The 21,869-nt window shown below is 58.4% G+C and carries 23 protein-coding genes; 3 read left to right on the plus strand and 20 right to left on the minus strand.

Going from position 1 to position 21,869, the window contains the following annotated elements; translation table 11 throughout:
- Positions 1-75: 75 nt before the first annotated feature.
- Positions 76-2,085, plus strand: a complete 2,010-nt coding sequence (mnmC, locus tag AAGR22_RS15545; RefSeq protein WP_345828396.1) for a bifunctional tRNA (5-methylaminomethyl-2-thiouridine)(34)-methyltransferase MnmD/FAD-dependent 5-carboxymethylaminomethyl-2-thiouridine(34) oxidoreductase MnmC — start codon at positions 76-78, stop codon at positions 2,083-2,085.
- A 79-nt stretch (positions 2,086-2,164) separates the two neighbouring features.
- Here mnmC and AAGR22_RS15550 read toward each other — a convergent pair whose 3' ends face one another.
- The 6 genes from AAGR22_RS15550 to prmB form a co-directional block, all read right to left on the minus strand.
- A complete protein-coding gene (locus AAGR22_RS15550) occupies positions 2,165-2,446 on the minus strand; it encodes a YfcL family protein (protein ID WP_067705769.1) in 282 nt (93 codons plus the stop codon).
- 30 nt (positions 2,447-2,476) lie between these two features.
- Positions 2,477-3,022: an elongation factor P hydroxylase gene (locus AAGR22_RS15555; RefSeq protein ID WP_067705771.1), complete on the minus strand. Its 546-nt coding sequence runs from the start codon at positions 3,020-3,022 to the stop codon at positions 2,477-2,479.
- 106 nt (positions 3,023-3,128) lie between these two features.
- Positions 3,129-3,932: a sulfite exporter TauE/SafE family protein gene (locus AAGR22_RS15560; protein ID WP_345828400.1), complete on the minus strand. Its 804-nt coding sequence runs from the start codon at positions 3,930-3,932 to the stop codon at positions 3,129-3,131.
- A 9-nt stretch (positions 3,933-3,941) separates the two neighbouring features.
- Positions 3,942-4,766, minus strand: a complete 825-nt coding sequence (gene mepA, locus AAGR22_RS15565; protein WP_067705775.1) for a penicillin-insensitive murein endopeptidase — start codon at positions 4,764-4,766, stop codon at positions 3,942-3,944.
- A gap of 4 nt (positions 4,767-4,770) precedes the next feature.
- Positions 4,771-5,856, minus strand: coding sequence for a chorismate synthase (gene aroC, locus AAGR22_RS15570; RefSeq protein WP_067705777.1), 1,086 nt, complete (start codon positions 5,854-5,856; stop codon positions 4,771-4,773).
- A gap of 100 nt (positions 5,857-5,956) precedes the next feature.
- Entirely contained in the window at positions 5,957-6,889 is a 933-nt protein-coding gene (prmB, locus tag AAGR22_RS15575; RefSeq protein ID WP_067705779.1) for a 50S ribosomal protein L3 N(5)-glutamine methyltransferase, read from the minus strand.
- A 184-nt stretch (positions 6,890-7,073) separates the two neighbouring features.
- Between prmB and smrB the strand changes: the two genes are divergently transcribed.
- Positions 7,074-7,625: an endonuclease SmrB gene (smrB, locus tag AAGR22_RS15580; RefSeq protein ID WP_345828401.1), complete on the plus strand. Its 552-nt coding sequence runs from the start codon at positions 7,074-7,076 to the stop codon at positions 7,623-7,625.
- 26 nt (positions 7,626-7,651) lie between these two features.
- On the opposite strand, the gene sixA is transcribed toward smrB, so the two are convergent.
- The 4 genes from sixA to AAGR22_RS15600 form a co-directional block, all read right to left on the minus strand.
- Positions 7,652-8,134, minus strand: a complete 483-nt coding sequence (gene sixA / locus AAGR22_RS15585) for a phosphohistidine phosphatase SixA (protein WP_073981000.1) — start codon at positions 8,132-8,134, stop codon at positions 7,652-7,654.
- Between the two features lie 170 nt (positions 8,135-8,304).
- Positions 8,305-10,464, minus strand: coding sequence for a fatty acid oxidation complex subunit alpha FadJ (fadJ, locus tag AAGR22_RS15590; protein WP_345828402.1), 2,160 nt, complete (start codon positions 10,462-10,464; stop codon positions 8,305-8,307).
- A complete protein-coding gene (gene fadI / locus AAGR22_RS15595; protein ID WP_067705784.1) occupies positions 10,464-11,774 on the minus strand; it encodes an acetyl-CoA C-acyltransferase FadI in 1,311 nt (436 codons plus the stop codon). The genes fadJ and fadI overlap by 1 nt, the downstream gene beginning before the upstream one ends.
- Positions 11,775-11,938: 164 nt before the next feature.
- Complete coding sequence (locus AAGR22_RS15600) at positions 11,939-12,235, minus strand: YfcZ/YiiS family protein (RefSeq protein WP_345828404.1); 297 nt, start codon at positions 12,233-12,235, stop codon at positions 11,939-11,941.
- 370 nt (positions 12,236-12,605) lie between these two features.
- Between AAGR22_RS15600 and fadL the strand changes: the two genes are divergently transcribed.
- Complete coding sequence (gene fadL, locus AAGR22_RS15605) at positions 12,606-13,889, plus strand: long-chain fatty acid transporter FadL (protein WP_067705786.1); 1,284 nt, start codon at positions 12,606-12,608, stop codon at positions 13,887-13,889.
- Positions 13,890-14,078: 189 nt separating this feature from the next.
- On the opposite strand, the gene mlaA is transcribed toward fadL, so the two are convergent.
- From mlaA to ccmA, 10 genes are read right to left on the minus strand one after another with little or no spacing between them, the layout of a single operon-like run.
- Positions 14,079-14,840 (minus strand): phospholipid-binding lipoprotein MlaA, encoded by a 762-nt coding sequence (mlaA, locus tag AAGR22_RS15610; RefSeq protein WP_067705789.1) that lies wholly within the window; start codon positions 14,838-14,840, stop codon positions 14,079-14,081.
- A gap of 37 nt (positions 14,841-14,877) precedes the next feature.
- Entirely contained in the window at positions 14,878-16,089 is a 1,212-nt protein-coding gene (gene ccmI / locus AAGR22_RS15615; RefSeq protein ID WP_345828408.1) for a c-type cytochrome biogenesis protein CcmI, read from the minus strand.
- Positions 16,086-16,547: a cytochrome c-type biogenesis protein gene (locus AAGR22_RS15620; RefSeq protein WP_345828409.1), complete on the minus strand. Its 462-nt coding sequence runs from the start codon at positions 16,545-16,547 to the stop codon at positions 16,086-16,088. Before AAGR22_RS15620 ends, ccmI begins: the two co-directional genes overlap by 4 nt.
- The gene (locus AAGR22_RS15625) at positions 16,544-17,098 is read right to left on the minus strand and encodes a DsbE family thiol:disulfide interchange protein (protein ID WP_345828411.1); all 555 of its coding nucleotides are present in this window, start codon (positions 17,096-17,098) and stop codon (positions 16,544-16,546) included. Before AAGR22_RS15625 ends, AAGR22_RS15620 begins: the two co-directional genes overlap by 4 nt.
- A complete protein-coding gene (locus AAGR22_RS15630; protein WP_345828413.1) occupies positions 17,095-19,050 on the minus strand; it encodes a heme lyase CcmF/NrfE family subunit in 1,956 nt (651 codons plus the stop codon). The genes AAGR22_RS15625 and AAGR22_RS15630 overlap by 4 nt, the downstream gene beginning before the upstream one ends.
- Complete coding sequence (gene ccmE, locus AAGR22_RS15635) at positions 19,047-19,538, minus strand: cytochrome c maturation protein CcmE (RefSeq protein ID WP_345828415.1); 492 nt, start codon at positions 19,536-19,538, stop codon at positions 19,047-19,049. The genes AAGR22_RS15630 and ccmE overlap by 4 nt, the downstream gene beginning before the upstream one ends.
- Positions 19,535-19,768 (minus strand): heme exporter protein CcmD, encoded by a 234-nt coding sequence (ccmD, locus tag AAGR22_RS15640; protein ID WP_067705800.1) that lies wholly within the window; start codon positions 19,766-19,768, stop codon positions 19,535-19,537. Before ccmD ends, ccmE begins: the two co-directional genes overlap by 4 nt.
- A complete protein-coding gene (locus tag AAGR22_RS15645; protein ID WP_067705801.1) occupies positions 19,765-20,508 on the minus strand; it encodes a heme ABC transporter permease in 744 nt (247 codons plus the stop codon). The genes ccmD and AAGR22_RS15645 overlap by 4 nt, the downstream gene beginning before the upstream one ends.
- Before the next feature lie 57 nt (positions 20,509-20,565).
- A complete protein-coding gene (gene ccmB / locus AAGR22_RS15650) occupies positions 20,566-21,225 on the minus strand; it encodes a heme exporter protein CcmB (RefSeq protein WP_067705802.1) in 660 nt (219 codons plus the stop codon).
- Complete coding sequence (ccmA, locus tag AAGR22_RS15655; RefSeq protein ID WP_345831613.1) at positions 21,225-21,842, minus strand: cytochrome c biogenesis heme-transporting ATPase CcmA; 618 nt, start codon at positions 21,840-21,842, stop codon at positions 21,225-21,227. The genes ccmB and ccmA overlap by 1 nt, the downstream gene beginning before the upstream one ends.
- Positions 21,843-21,869: the final 27 nt, after the last annotated feature.

The following is a 21,869-nucleotide window of genomic DNA, read 5'->3' on the forward strand; positions in this document are numbered from 1 at the left end:
TTTACTTTTGTAAATTTGCGCGAGCTGGCTCACACCGTTACAATCGCGGCACTGCCTGATAACTGAGCTTTTGCCGTGAAAAATGTCCCCATTGAGCACGCTGAACTGAGCTGGAATGAAGAAGGTACACCTGTATCCCGAGCATTTGGCGATGTTTATTTTTCTAACGAAAGCGGCCTTGAAGAAACCCGACACGTTTTCCTTGGCGGCAACCAAATACCCGACCGATTTGAACACCATCCCAGAGCACTGTTTATTACCGCGGAAACGGGGTTTGGCACCGGACTGAACTTTTTAGCCCTCTGGCAGGTGTTCGATCAATTCAGGCAGCAGCATCCGGACTCAAGATTACAGCGTTTACACTTTGTCAGCTGTGAGAAATATCCGCTTAATCTTGCCGATCTGACCAGTGCTCAGTCCCGCTGGCCGACGCTGGCGAAGTATGCCGCCGCGCTACAGGCACAGTGGCCCGTTGCCCTGCCCGGCTGCCACCGCCTGTTGCTGGATGAGGGCCGCGTCACGCTCGATCTGTGGTTTGGTGATATTAATCAGCTGATCCATACTTTTGATGACAGCCTGACGCAGCAGGTTGATGCCTGGTTTCTGGATGGCTTTGCGCCATCAAAAAATCCGGATATGTGGACGCCGGAGCTGTTCGCCTGCATGGCAAAGCTGGCGCGTCAGGGCTGTACGCTGGCGACCTTTACCGCCGCGGGTTTTGTCCGACGCGGCCTGACCGATGCCGGTTTTGAGGCAGGAAAGCGCAAAGGTTTTGGCCCAAAACGCGAGATGACCTGCGGCGAGATGAAGGCGGTCTCCCCCGTGCGTAAACAGCAGCCGTGGTACGCCCGCCCGGCGGCAGAAGGCGACGACATTGCGCTGATTGGCGGCGGCGTAGCCAGCGCCCTGCTCGCCCTGGCGCTGCTGCGACGCGGTAAAAACGTCACGCTCTACAGCGCCGCCGCGCGGCCTGCCGCAGGCGCCTCCGGTAACCGCCAGGGCGCGCTCTACCCGCTGCTTAATCATCACGACCCGGCGCTGGCGACCTTTTTTCCCACCGCCTTCACCTTTGCCCGACGCTTTTATGACGCACTTGCGCTGTCGTTCGATCACGACTGGTGCGGCGTCACGCAGCTGGCCTGGGATGAAAAGAGTGCGGAAAAAATCGCTAAAATGCTGACCCTGGCGCTGCCGGATGAGATAGCCCGCAGGGTTGATACTCAGGAGGCCGAAGCGCTGTGCGGCGTTGAGACAGGATGCGGTGGCATGACCTACCCGCTGGGCGGCTGGCTTTCCCCCGCCCAGCTCACGGCACAGCTGCTTGAACGGGCAGAACAGTGCGGGCTCAGGCTGCACTGGAATCACCGCCTGACCGGGCTGACGGAGCAGAATGGCCGCTGGACGCTCAATTTTTCCGACCTGCCGAGCCAGCAGGCTCCGACTGTCGTGCTGGCGACCGGACACGAACTCGCCTCCTTTTCGCAAAGTGAAAAACTACCCGCCTATCCGGTTAGCGGCCAGGTGAGCCATATTCCCACCACGCCCATGCTGGCGCAGCTAAAGCAGGTACTGTGCTACGACGGTTACCTGACACCGGCTAATCGACATAATCAGCATCACTGCATCGGTGCCAGCTACCATCGCGCCGACAGCTCAACGGCCTACCGCGAGGCCGATCAGCAGGAAAATCGCCAGCGGCTGATCCGCTGTCTGCCCCATCAGGCGTGGCCAGAGGAGGTGGATGTGAGCGCAGGCCAGGCCCGAAGCAGCGTGCGCTGCGCCACCCGCGACCATATGCCGATGAGCGGGCCGCTGCCGGACTATGCGCGTACGCTCGCGGAGTACGCCACTCTGGCGCAGCATAAGGACCAGGCATCAGACGCCCCACTGCATAACGGCCTGTTCGTCCTGGGCGCGCTGGGGTCGCGGGGATTATGCAGCGGCCCGCTCGCCGCCGAGGTGCTGGCCGCCGAACTATGCGGCGAACCGATCCCGCTGGATCGCGATACGCTGGCCGCGATGCATCCCAACCGTTACTGGGTCAGGAAGCTCCTGAAGGGAAAGGCGGTGAAAACCTTCGACTAAACCTGATTTGTGATACCAACAGAAAGGATGCAAATTCTCAGCAAAGGGTAAAAGATGAGAATTAACAGCCTTTCCTTAATCAGGCAGACTTACGCGCCTGGAGAAACAGATTGTCCCACATGCCAATCACCAGCGCCTGATCGCGCGGCGAGAGCTCGCCGGCCTGGATTGCGTTTTGCAGGCTTTGCTGCACCTGAATTTGCAGGGCCTCCGGCGTATGTTCGCCCGACTGTTCGATCTCTGCCACCGCCAGGGTCAGATGACCACGCAGATAGCCGCTGGCAAAAAGCTCATCGTCGCTGGCACTCTCCACCATATCGTCGATCAGGGCCAGGATCCGCGCTTCAAATTCGTCAATCATATCGTTCCTCTTGCTTGCTTTCCCCCATCATCACAGATCTTCCGGCCATGGAAACTGTGACGCGGTTAGCGGGGGCGTTGAGTAATAAGTGCAAAGTTCGGCAATAAAGCGCGCCGGGCGGGCGGGTATGCCCTGTTCAAAGTACGTCATCACCTGTGCATGAACCCTGCGCTGAAAAGCGATGCGATCCGGCTCACAATCTCCACTGAGATTGTCACAACTTACGTTGAAGGGAAACCCTGCTGCAACACAAAACAGCCACTCCAGCGCCTGGGGCTTAATTTCAACGGATTCAAACTGGCTTTGCGTCGTGGCATCGCGTCCGTCCGGGCAGTACCAGTAGCCAAAATCAACCAGTTTGCGGCGTTCGGCCCCGGCGATACACCAGTGAGAAATCTCATGCAGGGCGCTGGCGTAGTAGCCGTGAGCAAACACCACGCGGTGATAGTTCACCTCGTCGTCAGCAGGAAGATAGATCGGTTCGTCATCGCCTTTAATCAGGCGGGTCTGAAAGTCCTGATAAAAGCAGCGGTCAAAAATCTCAATCAGCTGTGAATAATCGTGTGTCGTTCTCATGATTCGTTTCTTCTGGAACAGATCCGCGCAGGATGGCTGCTGCGCGTCGGAGGGAGAATGTTACCGGCCTGCGCCATCCCTGACAGGCCCAAACGCCGTTATTATCTCAGGCAAATAGCTGGTGACACCAGGCTGCAATTGCCGCGCCGTGGCTGTCATACAGCAGTTTGGCGCTCATTACGGCAGAGACGGTGACCACCATTGGACGGATCAGCGCCTGTCCGCGGCTGAGCACCATCCTCGCGCCCAGTCTGGCACCACATATCGCCCCCACCAGCATCACCAGCCCGGTTCCCCACACCACCTTGCCGCCGAACATAAAAAACAGCAGGCCGCCCAGGTTAGAGGTGAAGTTCAGGACCTTAGCATGCGCGGTGGAGCGGGCCAGGTTATAGCCGCAGAGGGTGACAAAGGCCAGCGCGTAAAAAGAGCCAGCGCCGGGTCCGAAAAAACCGTCATAGAAGCCGACACAGCCTCCTGCCACCAGCGCAAAAGGCAAACCGTGCAGCCGGCGATGACGATCCTCTTCGCCCACTTTCGGCATCAGCAAAAAGTAGAGCCCGATAGCAATCAGCAGCAGCGGCAGGACCTGACGCAGCAGTTCAGCATGGATATGCTGGATCAGGATTGCGCCCAGTACAGAGCCAACAAAGGCCATGCCGATATTGAGCTTCTGCTCGCGGAGATCCACCGCCTTACGCCTGACAAAGTAGAGGCTGGCAGAGAAGGAGCCACCAACGGACTGTACTTTATTCGTCGCCAGCGCCTGCGCCGGGGAAAGCCCAAACGACAGCAGGGCCGGAACCGTCAGCAGCCCACCACCTCCGGCAATGGAGTCAATAAATCCGGCCAGCATAGCGATAAAAAACAGCCCCGCAACCAGCAGCGGGCTGACGACAAACCAGTCCATTCTTTGTCCTTACAGAAGATGTTTATCCAGCAGTGCCTGACAGGCGGCCGGAAGCGGCGGCGGCTCACGTTTTACCGGTTTCCCGCTGCCGGGCTTCGGCGGCGCAAACCAGCTCTGCAACTCTGCGCCGCAGCCGTCGCCCGGCGGAGGAGCGGGCTGATCCTGACACTGCAGGCTTCCCGCCGGACAGCGCAGACGCACGTGCATATGTGCCCGATGACCAAACCAGGGCCTTACCTTGCGCAGCCAGTCGCGATCCGCTCCGGCATCGGCGCAGAGCTGCTGTTTAATCGCCGGATTAACGAAAATGCGCGTGACGTCGCTGTCCTTCGCTGCCAGCTTAATAAGGCTGTCGATTTGCGGCTGCCAGTGTCGGGCGACAACGCTTTTGCCATCGGCCGAGACCAGATCAAGTGGCTGCGGCTTTAGCAGCATCTGCTCACTCCAGCGGGTCTGAGGCAGCTGTAGCCAGATATCCACATCCAGCCCGGACTGGTGGCTGGCGTGACCGCTGCTAAAGCGTCCGCCCGCCGCCATGCCCATATCCCCGATCATCACCTCGCCCAGATGCAGGTTATGCACCTGATTGCTGAGCCGCTGGATAAACAGGATCAGATCGGGATGACCAAAGTAGCGGCGCTGATCCTGACGCATCACCTGATAGCCGGTGGCATTAAGCGGTAGCGTTTCCGCGCCTACGATACAGCCATTTGCAAAGGCGCCAATGGACTGCGACACCCCGGGGATCGGCTGGCGAATAGATTGCCAGGGCGTGGCGGCATAGCTGGCGGTGCCAATCAGCAGCGCACTCAGGGCGAAAAGAATTTTTTTCACAGGGTCACCAACGTGGGATGTCCGTTTTCACGTCAGCGTTTTGAGCACGCTGGCGCAGCAGGTGGTCCATCAGGACGATCGCCATCATCGCTTCAGCGATAGGCACCGCGCGAATACCCACGCAGGGGTCATGGCGACCTTTAGTGATCATTTCCACCTCTTCGCCAAAGCGATTGATGGTTTTACCCGGTACGGTAATGCTCGAAGTGGGCTTCATGGCAATCGTTGCAAGGATCTGCTGGCCGCTGCTGATACCGCCGAGAATGCCGCCAGAGTGGTTGCTCTGAAAGCCGTCCGCGCGGATCTCATCCCGATGCTCACTCCCGCGCTTATTAACCACCGCAAAGCCGTCTCCGATCTCCACGCCTTTCACCGCGTTGATGCTCATCAGCGCATGGGCCAGGTCAGCATCAAGGCGGTCAAATACCGGTTCGCCCAGGCCTGGCGGGACATTCCCGGCTACTACGGCGACCTTAGCGCCAATGGAATCGCCCTCTTTTTTCAGCGCGCGCATCAGTTCGTCAAGCGCATCGAGCTTAGACGGATCGGGGCAAAAGAAAGGGTTCTGTTCGATCTGATCCCAGTCCCGCAGCTCACAAACCACATCGCCCATCTGCGCCAGATAGCCACGCACCACAATCCCGTGTTTCATTTCCAGGTACTTTTTGGCAATCGCCCCGGCCGCCACGCGCATAGCCGTTTCGCGCGCTGAGGAGCGCCCGCCGCCGCGATAGTCACGCAGACCATATTTCTGTTCGTAGGTGTAATCCGCGTGGTTAGGGCGGAAGACATCTTTGATGGCGCCATAGTCCTGAGAGCGCTGATCGGTATTCTCAATCAGTAAGCCGATGCTGGTGCCGGTGGTGACGCCTTCAAACACGCCGGACAGGATTTTGACCCGGTCAGGTTCGCGGCGCTGAGTGGTATAGCGTGAGGTGCCGGGACGGCGACGATCAAGATCGTGCTGAAGGCACTCTTCGGTAAGGGGAATTCCCGGCGGTACGCCGTCAACAATACAGCCGAGCGCCACCCCATGGGATTCCCCAAAGGTGGTGACACGGAAAACCTGCCCAATCGTGTTACCAGCCATCTTGACCTCTTAATTCTGTTTTAAAGGCTCACTGTTAGCCGCCGGAAACCCTCTGGTGAGGGCCTCCGGCGGGGTGCCTTATCAATGCTGTATAGGGTTTTTAATCTTTAAACATGCTGAAATGGTGCGCAGCGTCGATAATTTGCTGCCGCGTCAGCATAAACACGCCGTCCCCGCCGTTGGTGAACTCCAGCCAGGTAAAAGGCACATCGGGATACTGTTCAATCATATGCACCATGCTGTTGCCCACTTCACAAATCAGCACGCCCTTTTCGCTCAGATAATCCGGCGCATTGGCCAGAATACGACGCGCCAGCTTCAACCCATCGCGGCCCGCCGCCAGCCCCAGTACCGGCTCATGGCGGTATTCATCGGGCAGATCGTCCATGTCCTCTTCATCCACGTACGGCGGATTAGTCACAATCAGATCGTAAGGCGTTTTCGGCAGCTCCCGGAACAGGTCGGCACGGATGGGCGTCACGTTGTGCATCATCCCGTGTGCGTCAATATTCTGCTCGGTCACCGCCAGCGCGTCGGTAGAGATATCGACCGCATCCACCTCGGCCAGCGGGAAGGCATAGGCGCAGGCAATGGCCAGACAGCCGCTGCCGGTACACATATCCAGAATAAGTTGCGGGTCATCGGTGACGATCCCGTCAAAGCGCGCATTGATCAGCTCGCCAATCGGTGACCGGGGCACCAGTACGCGCTCATCGACGTAAAATTCATGGCCGCAGAACCAGGCTTTGTTGGTCAGATAAGCTACCGGAATACGCTCATTGATGCGGCGGATAACGCGCTCAACAATCAGATTACGCTCGCTGGTCGTCAGCCGCGCAGTGCGCATGTCTTCAGGAATATCCAGCGGCAGATAAAGCGACGGCAATACCAGCTGGACGGCTTCGTCCCACGGGTTATCGGTGCCGTGTCCGTACCAGATCCCGGCGGCGGAAAAGCGGCTGACCGACCAGCGCAGCATGTCCTGAATGGTGTGCAGTTCCCTGACTGCCTCATCAACGAAAATTTTGTCCAACGTGCCCTCCACAGGCCTGGCGACTCTCTGGCCGCTAGTTTGCCATGAAGCGCAGCTAAATTCAGCGCAGCAGCGTGAAAAAGCTGACATTTGTTTTCAGATGGCAAAAGTCAGGTAGACTGGAGGTATTATTGCAGCGGATTCAGGATAAACCGCGTCCAACTCAGCGGGATTACGGCAGAAAATGAGTAAAAACAAACCTCTCAGCACCGAGGACCTGGCCCTGTTTCGTGGGCTGATGACTGGAACGCGTCAGCTGGCCCAGGATACGATCGTCCATAAGCCGGTGCGCAAAAAGATAAGCGAGGTACCACAGCGGCGCCTGCTGTCAGAGCAAATTGACGCCAGCCACTACTTTTCAGATGAGTTCCAGCCGCTGCTGGCCGAAGAGGGTCCGGTGCGTTATGTACGCAGCGACGTCAGCCACTACGAGCTGAAAAAGCTGCGTCGGGGTGATTACACGCCGGAGATTTTTCTGGATCTGCATGGGCTGACGCAGAAGCAGGCTAAATCAGAGCTGGGCGCGCTGATTGCCGCCTGCCGCCGCGAGCACATCTTTTGTGCCAGCGTGATGCATGGGCATGGTAAACACGTGCTTAAGCAGCAGACGCCGCTGTGGCTGGCGCAGCATCCGATGGTCACAGCCTTTCACCAGGCACCAAAGATGTTCGGCGGCGATGCCGCACTGCTGGTATTGATTGAGATCGAAGAGTGGCAGCCGCCCGAACTTCTCTGAGCGGCGCGGGGCGGGGCTGCCGAAGACTACATCGCTTTTGCCAGCTTGGATGGGCTAACCTGCCAGACAAGCGTCCCGCAGTCTTTATCTGCATTGTATTCAATGGAGGCGATAGCCGAGGTGGCGAACATGGGCGGTGCTTCCTGGGGACAAAGCTCGGAAACGAGGTAACCCACCAGCGGCAGATGGGAGATAACCAGCGCGGAATGCACGCCCTCTTTCGCTAATGCCTGAAGGTAGCAGGCAACCAGCGCCGGATCGCCGCCAGGCGTTAGCTCCGGCAACACATCCTGCCCGTCCGGCAGCGGCAGCGCCTCGCGCACCGTCGCCAGCGTTTGCTGAGCGCGTAAATAGGGACTCACCAGCACCCGCTCAATATCCACCTTCTGGTCATTGAGCCAGACAGCCATCTGGCGTGACTCATCGCAGCCGCAATGAGTGAGAGGTCTTACTGAATCACTGGCCGCATCGAGCGCCGCGTCGCCGTGACGCATAATGAAAACTTGCATAATGCACCGCTGTTGTTAAACAAAAACGCCGGAAAACACAGCTCTCCGACTCTTCATTCTGTGAATGAACGCTGTGTTGTACCCTAATGCCTTAATGCGAGTCAACCGATTGTTTACTAAATGAGCGCTTTGCAGAATAGCCCCATTATCCCCCTTCTGAGAGCAAAAATCTAACCCGCTGAATCGGCATGGCTATTTAAATCCTTCCCGTCAGGACAGAATTTTGACTGGCTCAGGGCCATTTCGCGCAGCCGTTCGCAGGGGGTAAATCGCTCACCGTGCACCTGTGTCAACCGCTCCAGGGTCCGCACCACCTCTTCCGCACCGAGCCTGTCCATGTAGCGGAAAGGCCCCCCCAGGAAGGGTGGAAAGCCGACGCCAAACAGGGCGCCGATATCGCCATCGCGGGGAGAGCGGATCACCTGTTCATCCAGCGTCCTCGCCGCTTCATTCAGCATCATCATCACGCAGCGCTGGGCAATATTTTCAGGGCTGAGGTGTGCCCGGGGGGTGAGGTTAAGCAGCCTGTAGATGTCGGGATCGGCCCGTTTTTTTCTGCTCAACCGACGGCCGTCATACAGATAGAAGCCCCGGCCATTTTTTCGACCTTTACGATCGTCATTCAGGATTGCCTCTACCGCTGTGGGCGCGCTGAAACGCTCTCCCCATGCCTCGGTCAAAATGGGCAGAATATGCGTACCGATATCAATGCCTACCTCATCAAGGAGCTGGATCGGACCGACCGGAAAGCCAAACTGCACCAGCGCGTTATCTATCGCCTCTATCGGCTCTCCTGACAGCAGGCAGTGCAGCGCTTCATTTATATAGGGCGCCAGAATGCGGTTAACGTAGAAACCCGCGCGATCCGCCACAACAATTGGCGTTTTGCCCAGTTTTTTCGCCAGCGCGACGGTAGTGGCAACCGTTTCGGCACCGGTACCCGCATGCGGGATCACCTCAACCAGCGGCATTTTGTCAACCGGGCTGAAAAAGTGCAGGCCAATAATATTTTCCGGCCGCTGCGCCCCGGCGGCGATATCGCCGATGGGAATAGAGGAGGTGTTCGAGGCAAATATCGTTTTCGGGCCGCAGTGCGCCTCCACCTCCGCGACCATCTGCTGCTTCAGGGGCAGCGCTTCAAACACCGCCTCCAGCACCACGTCACGCCGGGAGAACCCCGAGAAATCAGTACTGCCCGTGATAAGCGCCATCTGCTGCTGTCGCTCGGCCGGGCTGATTCGCCGCTGATTGACCTGTTTAGTCAGGCGATCCCAGCTGTATTTCATCGCGTGGTTGATGCCCGCGCCGTTGATATCTTTGATACGCACCGGCAGCCTGCCGCGCGAGGCCACGACGCAGGCGATCCCGCCGCCCATCAGCCCACCGCCCAGTACGCCGACGTTGCCGATCTCATGAGGCTGCGCATCCGCTCCCGGCTCCTTTTTCATTTCGCTGGTGGCGAAGAAAATACTGCGCAGCGCGGCGGACTCCGGCGTCATCGCCAGCTGACCAAAGGCTTTGGCTTCCGCCTCATAGCCGCTACCGCTGCCGTGCTGCAGGCCGACACGCACCACGGAGAGGATTTTGCCGGTGGCCGGATAGTTACCCCGGGTTTTGGCCCGGATCTGTCTGTCGGCGATGGCAAAAAGTAAGGCCCGCCCGGCAGGCGCATTAAGCAGCCTCTGGCGCAGCGGCAGCGCCTTTTTCAGCGTCCTCCCCTGCAACACCCGATTTACCGCAGTATCCAGCAGGACAGACTGCGGCACCGCCTCATCCACCAGCCCCATTTTCAGCGCCTGACGGGCACGCAGGGTTTTGCCGCTAAGGATCAGATCCAGCGCGGCGGAAGTACCGACAAGCCGGGGTAGCCGCTGCGTGCCGCCCGATCCGGGTAGCAGGCCCAGTTGAACCTCCGGCAGGCCAAGGCGGGTTTTATCATCCAGGGTGCAGACGCGCTGATTGCAGGCCAGCGCCAGTTCAAGACCGCCCCCGAGGCAGGCGCCGTGGATCGCTGCCACCACCGGCACCGGCAGCGCGGCAATCTCCGCCATCACCTTTTGCCCTTCCCGCGCCAGCGTTTCCGCCTCTCCCGCCGTTTTACATCCGGCGATCATTGCAATATCGGCCCCGGCGATAAACGAGTCCGGCTTACCTGAAATAAGTACTATCCCGGCCAGCTGCGGATTTTCGCGGGCACGGCCAATAACCTCGCGGATTTGGCTGGCAAACTCCGCCCTGAGCGTATTCACCTTCTCGCCGGGAACGTCCAGAGCGATCACCGCCACGTTGTCGGTGCGCATGGTTAGCGTGAACGCCGTTGGATTTTCCATCACTCTGCCTCCAGAACCATTGCGGCACCCAGGCCCCCGGCCGCACAGGCGGTGACCAGGCCCAGGCCGCCTCCGCGTCTGCGCAGCTCATTAAGCGTCTGGGTGATCATCCGCGCACCGGTCGCCGCAAAAGGGTGACCATAGGCAATCGATCCGCCCAGCACGTTGAATTTTTCGTCATCCACTTCCCCCAGCGCCTGGGGTCTGTTCAGAATATCGCGGGCAAAATGCGGATCCGCAAACATTTTTAAATTGGCCAGCGTCTGTGCGGCAAAGGCTTCGTGCATATCAATCAGCGTCAGATCGCCGAGGGTAACGCCTGCGCGATCCAGCGCCAGCGGTGAGGCCCAGGCCGGTCCCAGTAGCATGTCGTGGCGCACATCAATAGCGGTAAAGGCATAGCTGCGCAGGTAGCCAAGCGGTGTAATGCCCAGCGATTTTGCCCGCGATTCGCTCATCAGTACCACCGCGGCGGCACCGTCGGTGAGCGGCGTGCTGTTAGCGGCGGTCACCGTGCCGTGGCGGCGATCGAAAGCAGGCCGCAGCTTTGCATAATCTGCAAGGCTTGAATTCAACCGCACATTATTGTCCTGCGCAAACGGAGCGTGCCAGGGCGGTACACAGGCGGTCATCACCTCATCGCTCAGCCTGCCCTCCTGCCATGCCTGCGCCGCTCGCTGATGTGAGCGATGCGCCAGCGCATCCTGCTGCTCGCGGGTAATCGCATGGCTTTTTGCCATCTGTTCGGCGGTATCGCCCATCCGCAGTCCGGTAGAGTATTCCGCTACGGCGGGTGGAACGGGCAGCAAATCGCGCGGCCGGAGCTGGCTGATTAGCTTCATTTTTTGCGAAAAGTGCCTGGCCTTGCTGAGGTCTACCAGCACCCTGCCCAGCTTTTTGCTCACGCCGATGGGCAGGACCGAAGAGGAATCGGCTCCGCCCGCAATACCCGCCTGAATATGCCCAACCATCAGGCTTTCCGCGACGCTGGCTACCGCCTGAAAGCTGGTCGCACAGGCGCGGCTGACGCTCCAGGCGTCGGTATGGACGCTCATCCCGGTGCCGAGGACGATTTCCCGCGCAATGTTGGGTGCCTCCGGCATCTGCACCACCTGACCAAAAACCAGCAGCTCAATTACCTCGGGAGGAAAGTCGCTGCGAGCGAGCAGTTCGCTAATCAGCATCTGGCCCAGCGCCACGGCGGGAATGCCGTGAAGCGCGGTGGCCTGCCGGGCAAAGGGAGTGCGTAATCCGTGAGTAATGGCGATGCGATCGCCGCTGCGCGTTAGCAAAGGTAGCGCTTTGCTCATTCTTATCACCTGTTAAAGGGTCGCGGGCATCATTGCCAAAGAGGTCAGACCTCTAATGTTAACAAGGATTTTACAAGGTGCACGGAGGGAGGGATAAAAATGAGAGGAAACACACGCTTTGTGCCCCGGTGAGCAGGCGACAGCCGCTCACCGGCACGAAGAACTTAACGCAGGCCGAGCTGGAAGATCATGGTTTCAGCCTGGCAGCTAAAGGTAAAGTCTGCGTCCAGGCGCACGCCCTCTGGCGCTTCGCTATAGCGGCTGGTGATAACACAGGGTTCGGATTCAATGCTGCGGGCTTTTTCCGTCAGCTGGGCCAGCATAGCAGCGGCCTGCTGTTGATCGTTATACAGCTGACTCCAGCTTGCCGTGCAGTCGGTGTTATCCATGATAGTGCCAACGTCAACACAACAGCAGGCCGCGGTTTCATTGGCGCTGCATTTATTAATGGAATGCGTCATAGGATCTCCAGTTATCTGCCTCAGGGCAGCGCGTTATTAATTGTCTGCGCCGAGTTTACGCCTCTCTTTCAGGCTTGTCTGACGCCAGCCTGAATTAACGGCGTTTAGTGATGAAAATCACAGTTAAATTTGATCTACCGCAAACTGACGCGGCCTGAAACGTTATCCGGCGGTATTTGTAATAGAGATCTCTTTTTTATGATCATTTCTGCAATATTTATAAAACAATATTGCTACTTAGACACAGGTCGGACCTATACTGTGGAACTGGTCTGATTTGTGAGCCGTATATCAGCCCCTACAATTCGCGATCCCCTGTTACGTTATGTAACAGAGCTTAATAAAAAATCCCGATAATGAGGTTGTGGTCATGAACCATAAATCCCTGTTTAATAAGTCTTCTCTTGCGGTGGCAGTCGCAATTATCTCGTCAAATGTTTCAGCAGCCGGCTTTCAGCTTAACGAGTTTTCCGCTATTGGTCTGGGACGCGCCTATTCTGGTGAAGGCGCAATGGGGGATACCGCCGCCTCTGCCAGCCGTAACCCCGCCACAATGGCGCTGATGGATCGGCCCATGTTTTCCGTCGGTGCGGTATTTATTGACCCTGATGTCTCGGTTGACGGTAATAGCCCCACGGGCCGCAGCCTGAATGCCAATAATATTGCCCCCACCCAGTGGGTGCCGAATATTCATTATGTTCAGCCGCTCAACGATAGCTGGTGGCTCGGCGCCTCCGCCACCTCCAATTATGGTCTGGCAACGGAATATAATAGCGATTACACGGCAGGCCCTTACGCCGGTAAAACCGATTTACAGACCGTTAATCTTAATTTAAGCACGGCTTATCGTCTGAATGAACATTTCAGCTTCGGCGTGGGCTTCGATGCCGTTTATGCCCGTGCCAAAATTGAGCGCTATGCGGGTGAAACCGGTTCAGCGCTTGGACTCCCTGCGGATACGCAGATCGCCCGCTTAAAAGGGGATGAGTGGGGCTATGGCTGGAACGCAGGCATTCTTTATGAAGTGGATAAGGATAACCGCTTTGGCTTTACCTATCGTTCTGAAGTGAAAGTCGATTTTGATGGCGACTACAAGAGCAGCGTGCCGGGCTATCTCAATCCCATTAACCAGGCGCTGAATCTCGGCCTGCCTTACGGCACCAACGGCAATACCATTCCCGGCTCGCTGAGCCTGGATTTGCCGGAAATGTGGGAAGTCTCCGGCTATCATAAAGTCGCCCCACAATGGGCCGTCCACTACAGTCTGGCTTATACCAGCTGGAGCCAGTTCCAGCAGTTGAAAGCGACCGGCAACGGCGGCCAAACGCTGTTCTATAAAGATGAAGGTTTCAAAGATGCTTACCGTATCGCGCTGGGCACCTCCTACTTCTACGACGAGAACTGGACGTTCCGCACCGGTATTGCCTTTGATGACAGCCCGGTTCCTGCCGATAAGCGTTCAATCTCCATTCCCGATCAGGATCGCCTGTGGCTGAGCGCGGGTGCCTCCTACGCCTTCACGCAGGATGCCTCTGTCGACGTTGGCGTCTCCTATATGCATGGCCAGCACGTCACGGTTGAAGAAGGGCCTTACACCTTCAACTCTACCGGCAAAGCCTGGCTGTACGGCGCAAACTTTAACTACAAGTTCTGATTTAACCTTTCAACAGACGAAGTCAGTCGGGGGGAGAACGCGCTTCTCCCCTGCTCCCTGTGCTCAACGTGCGTCAATTTAAAGTGGGACCTTCACCGATGCGCGGTTCAGGCAATCCGTCAATACGGGCGCGACAAGGAACGGTCGGGGAGTTTCCCCTGCCGTTCCACTGCCGCTGTGCGGGAGGGTTTAGTTAGCGTCGATATCGTTGAGATCGCCCTGAATCGCCGAGGCGTTCGGATTTTCCTGCGGGATCAGCTTACCGTCGCTGGCCAGGAAATCGTGGCGCTGGAAATATGCTGCGCGCACGAAGGCGTAAGGATCGTTAGAGTTGCGCAGGATCGCATCGGAGTCCAGCAGCTGAGCTCGGGTTTCTACCCCTTCCAGCGCCCACTTCCCTGCTGACAACCACCAGGTCAGCCAGCTAAGCGGTGCGTAGAGATCATCCACCAGTCCACCGGCGTCTTCACGCGGAGTGAAGCTGCCGTAACCGGGGACTTCCACGTATGGCCCGTAGCCCACACCATAGTTACCCAGCGTGCTGCCGAAACGGCGCGGCTCTTCCTTAGCAAGTTTGGGATTAGCCATCCCCGCGACGTCGATAAATCCACCCAGCCCCAGCACGGTATTCAGGAAGAAGCGGTTGAAGTGGATCATCGCTTTATAGGGCTTACCCTCAACAAAATAGTTCACCATCGTGGAAGGTTCACTGAGGTTGCCGAGGAAGTTGCTCAGACCGGTACGTGCTGGGATCGGCACGTAATCACGCCACGCAACGGCAACGGGGCGCACCACATAAGGGTCCAGAACGTTATAGTTAAAGTTAAACATTGACCGGTTAAACCCTTCCAGCGGATCGGATCGTCCCTGCGGCTCATCCGCCGTCTGGGAGCTGGCGCACCCTATCAGCAGTACGCTCGCCAGCGCGATACCCGTCACACGGTAGCTCATATCTCTTTTCCTGTAGTCTGAAGTCAAACGCCTGCGGTTACTTCTGCTGCCGACCAATCGCAATCGACAGCTGCTGATGCCCGTCAAACGGCGTTACTGCGCTGGTACCGAACCAGTCTCCGGCCTGTGGGTTGGCACTGCCATCGCGTGAGATACGCACCCGAACCAGAACCTGATGCTGCGCGGAAAGCAGGCGTTCCGGCATCATGGCATTGCTGTCGTCCAGCGTCAGCGTAAGTGGAAAATGGCTTAACGGCATTTTTTTTACCGCCACGGGGACGGGAGAAACACCATCGGAAACGGAAATATACAACACTCCGCCTTCCGGTAACATTTTTTCTGCCTCCGGCGCCAGGGTGACGTTGAGCGCCAGTCGGCTTGTCTGCCTGCCCGCATCGGTGCGGGCCTGCTCAATGCTGCGCCGTATTGTGTCCGACCGTTTATCGTCAGCCGGTAACAATTGTAACATCTTTTGCCATTCTGCTATGGCCTGGTCGTAATCCTGTCGGGCAAAAGCATTAAATGCTAACAGACTGAGAATCCGCAGATTCGTCCCGTCCTGCTTAGCCATTTCACTCAGCATCTGCGCCGCCTGGCGGAGATTCTGCGGATCCTGCGACCGCGTCAGGACATCAGCATAGCTCAGTTTGACCTCGGGGTTATCCGGCGCAAGCTGCATCGCATGCTGGAAAGCCTGTGTCGCCGTAGCCGCGTTATTCAGCACCATGCCAATACGCCCCAGCATCAGCCAGTCATTCACGTTCCTGGGATCGCTCTGCAGTGAGGTGCGGATCCCCAGCCCGAGCCGCGCCAGCTGGTCCATACTCAGAGGCTCGGCGTTAGGATCCATCACCTGGGCGCGTAGCGCAGGCAGGTCGAGCTGTGCCTGCTGCCATGACATCACCTGGGCAAAGCCGCCGGTTTTAAAATAAAAGCCCAGAGTCACGACAATTAATAACAGGATCCCAGGCAGCAGCACCCAGCGGCTCAGGGTGCGCGCGTGGATCTGCTCATCCTCAGGTATATCCAGCAGCAGCGTTTGCTGCAGCTCACGGATCATCTCCGCGCGTTCACCCACCACGCCCTGGGCTTCATCCTCTTCCAGCTCCCGCAGGCGCTGGCGGTAAAAACGCGTATTTAGCGCATCGCGCTCCGCCGCCAGGGGTGGATGCCTGCGTCCACCAGCAATCAGCACCAGGCCGCAGGCCGCGATTAGCAGCACCAGCAGGGTTAGTAAGAATGCACTCATGATTGCTTCCCATTGTTCTTCAACAGCGCATCCAGTCGCTTCTGCCCGGCATCATCCAGTGGCGGGGCGGTAAGCTGGCGCTTCCTGCTACGCAGAATAATCACCAGCGCGCCAATAATCACAAACAGCACCGGGCCCGCCCAGAGGATCAGCGTGGACGGCATCACCGGCGGGTCGTAGGTCACGAAGTTGCCGTAGCGCGCCACCATATACTGCCTGACCTGCGCCGGGCTTTGCCCCGCCTGCAGCAGCTCGTAAACCTTCAGCCGCATATCGCCAGCGATCATTGCATTCGAGTCGGCAATGCTGTTGTTCTGACATTTCGGGCAGCGCAGCGATTCGGTCAAATGGCGATACTGCTGCTCCTGTGCCACCGAGGCGAATTGGTAGGTATCAATATTACCGGCCAGCGCGCTCAGGCTAATCAGGCTTATCACGATCAGTAAAACACGTTTCATACACCTTCCCTGCTGTATTTATCCCAAAGCGGCTTCACTTCCTTCGCCCAGACGTCGGCATTCATATCCCCCGCGTGGCGGTAGCGGATAATTCCTTTGCCATCAATCAAAAAGGTTTCGGGGGCACCATAAACGCCCAAATCCAGCCCCAGCATACCGTCGCCGTCATACAGGCTTAGCGCGTAAGGATTACCCAGCGTATTCAGCCAGTTAATCGCCTTACCGCGATCGTCCTTATAGTTCAGACCCACTACCCGCACGCCCTGTGCGGCCAGCACGTTGAGATACTGATGCTCTGCACGGCAGGTGGGACACCATGTCGCCCAAACGTTAAGCAGCACGGGTTTGCCGTCGGTCAGCACCGCGCGATCGTAGGTTGTCCCCGGCTGGTTAAGCGATTCCAGCTTAAAGACCGGCACCGGCTTGCCCACCAGCGCGGACTCCAGCAGCGTGGGATCGTCACCGTTGGCGTTGCGCGTCAGCTGCCACATCAGCGCAGCGGCCACCAGCAGAAACAGCACCAGCGGCAGGTAAAGTATCTTCTTATTCATGTCGCCTCCCTTTCGGCCTTCCGGCGTGAGCGATAGCGCGGGTCGAGCAGGCAGAAAATGCCGCCAACCGCCATAAATACCCCGCCGAACCAAATCCAGCGCACAAAAGGTTTGTAATAGATGCGCACTGCCCAGGAGCCGTCATCCAGCTCTTCACCCAGCGCAGCGTAGAGATCGCGGGTCAGTCCGCCGCTAATCGCTGCTTCAGTCATCATGGTGTGCGCCACGCTGTAGTAGCGTTTCTCCGCCTGTAGCGTCGCCTCGTGATGTCCCTGACGGGTTACGTCGATAATGCCCGCGCCGCCGGTATAGTTTGGCCCCTGTATCTTCTGTACATCGCGGAAGGTGAAGTGATAATCGTGAATATCCACGGTATCCCCAGGCCGCATCCGCACATCGCGTTCCACGCTGTAGTTCTGGCTGAAGGCGATACCGATAACGGTGACCGCCACGCCAAGATGGCCGAGCACCATGCCCCAGTGGCTGCGGGAGAGATGACGCAGCCCGGTAAAAAAGCGGTGGCGATGCGTCGCCCGTTCGTGCAGCTCCATCAGGGTCAGGAAAATGACCCACACCGCCATCAGCAGGCCGACGACGGCCATCGCCTCAATGCGATCCTGCATCAGCCACGGCAGCAGAATCGACAGCACCAGCGTACCAGCCACGGCAATGCCCAGCCTTTTCCACAGCTTTTGCGGCTGGTCACGCCGCCAGCGCACCAGCGGACCCACGCCGAGCATCAGGGCCAGCGGGGCCATCAGCAGGGTAAACAGGCTGTTAAAGAAGGGTTCCCCTATCGAAATGCTGCCCAGTCCGAGCTGCTTATGCACCAGCGGCAGCAGCGTTCCCAGCAGCACCACCAGCATCGCGGCGATCAGCAGCACGTTATTACCGAGCAGGAAGGACTCGCGCGACCACACTTCATTCTGCACCCGGCTGCGCACCTTGCTGCCCTTAATCGCGTAGAGCAGGAGTGAACTGCCAATGACGATTACCAGGAAAGCGAGAATAAACATGCCGCGGGCGGGATCGGAGGCAAAGGAATGCACCGAAATCAACACGCCGGATCGCACCAGGAAGGTGCCCAGCAGGCTAAGGGAAAAGGCGGTAATGGCCAGCAGCACGGTCCACGCCTTAAAGGTGCCGCGCTTTTCGGTCACCGCCAGGGAGTGGATCAGTGCCGTCCCGGCCAGCCACGGCATAAAGGAGGCATTTTCCACCGGATCCCAGAACCACCAGCCGCCCCAGCCCAGTTCGTAATAGGCCCACGCCGACCCCAGGACGATACCCATGGTCAGAAATACCCACGCGGCGGTGGTCCAGGGACGCGACCAGCGCGCCCAGGCGGTGTCGAGTCTGCCCGCCATCAGCGAGGCGATAGCAAAGGCAAAAGCCACCGAGAAGCCGACGTAGCCCATATAGAGCAGCGGCGGGTGAAAGATCAGGCCGATATCCTGCAACATCGGGTTAAGGTCGCTGCCGTCAATAGGGAAATCAGGCAGCGTGCGGGTAAAGGGATTTGAAGTCAGGGTGATAAACAGCAAAAAGCCAAGGTTGATCATCCCCATCACCGCCAGTACGCGAGCGATAGCATCCTGCGGCATGGTCCGGCTGAACAGCGCGACTAACAGCGTCCAGGTACTGAGCAACAGCAGCCACAGCAGCAGCGATCCCTCGTGCGCCCCCCAGGTGGCCGCCACCCGGTAGTAAACCGGCAACAGCGTGTTAGAGTTGGCCGCCACGTAGGCCACGCTGAAATCATTTACGACGAAGGCATGAACCAAAATCATAAAGGCGGCGGCAATGCAGGCGAACAGCGCATAGCTGAGCGGCCGTGCCAGCCCCATAAGGCGGACGTCCTGACGCGCCGCGCCCCACAGGGGGTAGATGCTCAGCAGCAGCGAAAGGGCCAGCGCCAGACAGAGCAGGAAACTGCCGATTTCCGGCATCATGACTGGCCTTCCGCTGCGGCTGTCTGCCAGGCCGTGGCCGGACTTTTATGGTTCTTTTTCATTGCATCCTCAATTTCCGGCGGCGTGTATTTCTCATCGTGCTTCGCCAGCACCTCTTTGGCATTCACCAGGTTGCCCTTCTCCAGCACCCCCTGTGCTACCACGCCCTGCCCTTCACGGAACAGGTCGGGCAGGATCCCCAAATAGGTCACGCTAATCACGCCGTTACCGTCGTACAGTTTGAACGAGACCTGTAGCGTATTCGGATCGCGCTTCACGCTGCCTGGCATCACCATTCCCCCGACGCGCAGACGCTGGCCCGGTTCGGGTTTGCTGTGATCCTCTCCTTTCCCATTCAGTATTTCACTGGGGGTATAAAAAAGGTCGATGTTGGAACGCAGCGCGTACATCACCAGCGAAGTGGCAAGTCCAAGGCCGACCAGGATCGCCACCACCACCATCAGGCGATTTTTACGACGGGTATTCACGGTTGATCTCCTGCCGCTTCACCGGCGGCTTTTTGACTTTTTGCCGCACGGACGCGGCGTTCGCGCGACTGGCGCTTACGAATATCGGCCAGCAGCCAGCGGCGCTGTAGCAGGGTGTGCAGCACGAGCCCGCCCAACGCGAGCAGGGTACAGGCGACGGCCAGCCAGACGTAGAAGGCATAGCCGCCCATGGCGAAGAACGCCGGCCAGGATGAAAAAGCGGGGGTCATCGTTTTTGCCCTCCTTTTGCCACCACGTCAGCCACCCACGGGCGATGACGCTCGGTAAAGAGCAGCAGATTACGTAAACGCATCAGCGTCAGGGAGATAAACAGCAGCAGATAACCGAGAATCGACCAGCGCAGCGGCGTACGCATACTGGGGTCAATGGCCTGCTGGAGTATGCCGGAGGAGCCCTGGTGCAGGGTATTCCACCACTGTACTGAATAGTGAATGATTGGCAGGTTAACCACGCCCACCAGGATCAAAATTCCCGCTGCCCGCCCGGCCATACGACGATCGTCAAAGGCATTAGACAGGGCAATCACGCCCATATAGAGAAACAGCAGTACCAGTTCGGAGGTCAGCCGTGCATCCCAGATCCACCAGGTGCCCCACATCGGCTTTCCCCAGGCCGAACCGGTAACCAGCGCAATAAAGGTGAACACCGCGCCAACCGGCGCCATCGCCGCTGCCGTCAGGTCGGCCATTTTCCACTGCCATACCAGACCGACAAACGCGGCGATGGCCATTGAGGCGTAGATGCCCATCGACCACATCGCGGCGGGCACGTGGATATACATGATGCGGTAGCTGTCGCCCTGCTGATAGTCGGCGGGCGCGAAGCCGAAGCCCCATATCCAGCCTAAACCGAGCGAGGCAACCCCCAGTACGGCAAACCAGGGGAACAGCCGGCCGCATAACCCGTAGAGCCGGTCAGGCTTGCCCTGTTGATGTAACCATTTCCACATTATTATTTTGCTCACATTCAAAGAAAAAGCGTTCTGGTGTTTTTTATAAAAATACGGTTAGTGCACGCTTACGCGCAGCGCGGCTGCGGTGGCAAAAGGCGCCAGCGTAATGCTGGCGACCAGCATGGCGCCCAGAATCGCCAGGAATCCGTCAATCGGTAAACCCTGTCCCGCCGCGTCTATCGCTGCACTGGCAAAAATCAGTACCGGCACCGCCAGCGGCAGCACCAGCAGGCTAAGCAGAACGCCGCCGCGTCGTAAACCGACCGTCAGCCCCACGCCTATCGCGCCCAGCAGGCTCAGCGTTGGCGTACCCAATAGCAGCGTCAGCGCAATGGCGCGCCAGCGGGCAAAGTCGAGCGAGAGCAGCAGCGCAGCCAGCGGAGAGAGCAGCAACAGCGGCAGTCCGGTCACCACCCAGTGAGCGGCCACTTTCCCTAATACCGTTATCGGCAGCGGGGCGGGCAGCAGCAGCAGCTGTTCCAGCGATCCATCGACAAAGTCATCGCGGAACAGACGCTCCAGCGCCAGCAGCGAAGAGAGTAGCGCCGCGACCCAGACGATGCCCGGGGCAATACGCGCCAGCAGCTGGGGTTCCGGCCCGATACCCAGCGGAAACAGGGTGATGACGATCAGGAAAAACCACAGCGGGTTAATGATTTCAGCGCCGCTGCGAAAGGCAATACGCAGCTCACGCTTTAGCACGCGCCAGAACATCAGGTTACCTCCGTAGAGGCCAGTGAGAGTTTGCGAACCGTGCGATGCGACGCGGGCAGATGCTGATGGGTCGTCAGAATGACCAGGCCGCCGGCCGCCGCATGGCGCTCAAACAGCCCCGTCAGCTTATTTACCCCGGAGACATCAATCGCGGTCAGCGGCTCATCCAGGATCCACAGCGGCGAGGGACTCAGCCATAGCCTGGCCAGCGCCACGCGGCGCTGCTGCCCTGCCGACATCAGGCCCACCGCCACCTCTTCATATCCCGTCAGTTCGACCTCATCCAGTGCCGCCAGCAGGGCCTCTGCCGAATGGGCGGGGTGAAAAAAACGCAGGTTCTCAAAGGCGGTCAATACCGACTTCACGCCGGGCTGATGGCCGAGGTAGAGCAAATCCGCATGATAGCGCTCACGCTGGCGATGAACAGGATGTTGATGCCAGCGCACATCGCCCTGCTCAGCCCGGCTCAGGCCTGCGAGGATGCGGAGCAGCGAGGTTTTTCCCGCGCCGTTAGCGCCTTCAATCTGCACGATGTCGCCCGCTGAAACGGTAAAACTAAGATTGCTAAACAGCGTACGTTCATCTCGAACGCAGGTGAGATTGTGGGCTTCCAGCATCAAATTACGTCGCACTCGTGAATGTTG

This window comes from Erwinia sp. HDF1-3R (assembly GCF_039621855.1).
Taxonomy (GTDB): Bacteria; Pseudomonadota; Gammaproteobacteria; order Enterobacterales; family Enterobacteriaceae; genus Erwinia.

Coding starts and splice junctions, on each gene's coding strand:
- AAGR22_RS15550 (WP_067705769.1), bottom strand. CDS start 2,446: ATGATTGACGAATTTGAAGCGCGGATCCTGGCCCTGATCGACGATATG.
- AAGR22_RS15555 (WP_067705771.1), bottom strand. CDS start 3,022: ATGAGAACGACACACGATTATTCACAGCTGATTGAGATTTTTGACCGC.
- AAGR22_RS15560 (WP_345828400.1), bottom strand. CDS start 3,932: ATGGACTGGTTTGTCGTCAGCCCGCTGCTGGTTGCGGGGCTGTTTTTT.
- aroC (WP_067705777.1), bottom strand. CDS start 5,856: ATGGCTGGTAACACGATTGGGCAGGTTTTCCGTGTCACCACCTTTGGG.
- smrB (WP_345828401.1), top strand. CDS start 7,074: ATGAGTAAAAACAAACCTCTCAGCACCGAGGACCTGGCCCTGTTTCGT.
- sixA (WP_073981000.1), bottom strand. CDS start 8,134: ATGCAAGTTTTCATTATGCGTCACGGCGACGCGGCGCTCGATGCGGCC.
- fadJ (WP_345828402.1), bottom strand. CDS start 10,464: ATGGAAAATCCAACGGCGTTCACGCTAACCATGCGCACCGACAACGTG.
- fadI (WP_067705784.1), bottom strand. CDS start 11,774: ATGAGCAAAGCGCTACCTTTGCTAACGCGCAGCGGCGATCGCATCGCC.
- AAGR22_RS15600 (WP_345828404.1), bottom strand. CDS start 12,235: ATGACGCATTCCATTAATAAATGCAGCGCCAATGAAACCGCGGCCTGC.
- fadL (WP_067705786.1), top strand. CDS start 12,606: ATGAACCATAAATCCCTGTTTAATAAGTCTTCTCTTGCGGTGGCAGTC.
- mlaA (WP_067705789.1), bottom strand. CDS start 14,840: ATGAGCTACCGTGTGACGGGTATCGCGCTGGCGAGCGTACTGCTGATA.
- ccmI (WP_345828408.1), bottom strand. CDS start 16,089: ATGAGTGCATTCTTACTAACCCTGCTGGTGCTGCTAATCGCGGCCTGC.
- AAGR22_RS15620 (WP_345828409.1), bottom strand. CDS start 16,547: ATGAAACGTGTTTTACTGATCGTGATAAGCCTGATTAGCCTGAGCGCG.
- AAGR22_RS15625 (WP_345828411.1), bottom strand. CDS start 17,098: ATGAATAAGAAGATACTTTACCTGCCGCTGGTGCTGTTTCTGCTGGTG.
- AAGR22_RS15630 (WP_345828413.1), bottom strand. CDS start 19,050: ATGATGCCGGAAATCGGCAGTTTCCTGCTCTGTCTGGCGCTGGCCCTT.
- ccmD (WP_067705800.1), bottom strand. CDS start 19,768: ATGACCCCCGCTTTTTCATCCTGGCCGGCGTTCTTCGCCATGGGCGGC.
- AAGR22_RS15645 (WP_067705801.1), bottom strand. CDS start 20,508: ATGTGGAAATGGTTACATCAACAGGGCAAGCCTGACCGGCTCTACGGG.
- ccmB (WP_067705802.1), bottom strand. CDS start 21,225: ATGTTCTGGCGCGTGCTAAAGCGTGAGCTGCGTATTGCCTTTCGCAGC.
- ccmA (WP_345831613.1), bottom strand. CDS start 21,842: ATGCTGGAAGCCCACAATCTCACCTGCGTTCGAGATGAACGTACGCTG.